Origin of the sequence: Natronincola ferrireducens (assembly GCF_900100845.1) — a bacterium.
Classification (GTDB): Bacteria; Bacillota; Clostridia; order Peptostreptococcales; family Natronincolaceae; genus Natronincola_B; species Natronincola_B ferrireducens.
Window position 1 is genome coordinate 1 of sequence record NZ_FNFP01000021.1, and the last position, 1671, is coordinate 1671.

General features: G+C 34.3%; 1 protein-coding gene. It reads right to left on the reverse strand.

Translation table 11 applies throughout. The features are described 5' to 3' along the window. Positions 1–46: 46 nt before the first annotated feature. Positions 47–1605 (reverse strand): IS3 family transposase gene (locus BLS22_RS15675; protein ID WP_408633700.1). Its coding sequence is split into 2 segments (ribosomal slippage): positions 47–948 and positions 948–1605, totalling 1560 coding nucleotides; the frame shifts between segments, so codons are not numbered across the junction. Between the last annotated feature and the right edge of the window lie 66 nt (positions 1606–1671).

Genomic DNA, 1671 nt, shown 5'->3' on the forward strand with positions numbered 1-1671 from the left:
TGAACTGCACCCTGTCAAGTAGACAGTGGAAATAATAAAAACTAATCTAAGCGGCCACAGCTCGAAATTCCATCGGGCTAAGGTCGCTTAATTTCTTTTGTAATCTCTTATGATTATAGAAATGAATGTATTCATCTATCGCCTCATTTAGCTCTTTGAAGGTATTGTATTTATTGAGATAATACTTTTCACATTTTAGAGTTCCAAAAAAACCTTCCATTGGCCCATTGTCAATACACTTTCCTACACGTGACATACTTTGCGTCATTCCTGCTGCTTCTACCTTATGTTTAAACCCATTTGAAGTGTATTGGTATCCACGGTCACTATGAATCATAGGACTTGAACCTGGATTGGTTTCTAATGCAATATCTAATGTTTTAAATACAAGCTGGTTGTTATTAGCGTGACCTAATACATAACTAACAATTGATCTATCATGCAAATCTAGTATGGCACTTAAATAAGCTTTATGATTACCATATTTGAATTCAGTAACATCTGTGACCCACTTGGTATTTGCCCTTTGTGCTGTGAACTCACGATTAAGCAGGTTTTCTGCTATGTGTTGTGGGGTGGATTTAATGTAACGTTTCTTTTTCCTACGAATCACTGATTGCAAACCTAAGACCTTCATAAGACGATAGATCCGTTTATGGTTGTATTTTTTGTGTAATTTTCGATTTAGGTTCATCATCAACCTACGATAACCATAAATACCATTCACTTCTTCATATAGTTTAATCATCTCGGTTATTAATGCCTTATTCTCTGTCTCTTGTTTGCTCTCCTTCCTATTAAGCCATTTGTAGTAGGAAGATCGAGGAATACTCATGATTTCACATAAAAGGGCGACAGAAAACTGTTGATTAGCGTAAACGTGTTTGATTGCAATATATTTACTTTCTTGTCTAATGCTACTTAATACCGCCACCTTTCTAGTTCCTCCAACTTTTTTAAAAGTAAATTCTCCGCTCTTAAACGCTCGTTGTCAGCTTGAAGTTTTTTCATTTCGAGTTTGAACTTTTCCTCTGATGTTAATTCCTCCTCGTTTTTCTTTCTACCTCGTCCATCTTTTAGAGTGTCCTCTCCACCAAGTTCATATTTTTTAACCCATTGATATACTTGTTGATAAGAAACTCGATGAACTTCAGCAGTTTTCTGATAATCATGGTTGTTGGCAATACAGAACAATACAATATCGATCTTTTCTTTCCAAGAAGTAGTTCTTCCTTTAGTCATAGATTGGCTCAATCCTTTCGACGTCGCTTTAATATCTCTATGATTATTATACATTTTTATCCACTGTCGTAAAGATGAGTTGCTAGGTATTTCATATTTTCTAGTTATTTCTCTTAAAGAATATTTTCCAGATAAATAGTCTTTAACAGCGCTTTCCTTTAATTCTTGCGAATACCTATTCCATGTTTTTGATGCTTTTAACCCTTCTATTCCATAAGTATTAAACATATATCGCCAATCTTGAATGGTCCTGTTGTGGACTCCAAATTTTGAAAGAATCTCATTTCTAGTCATCAATCCATCATCGTATGATTTTAGAATTTCGTATTTCTCATCAGCTGAATAACTTTTTCTTTTGCACATAAATATACTCCCCTTAGATAAACAGATTTTATTTTTTAATCTGTCTACCTAATAGGGAGCATATCA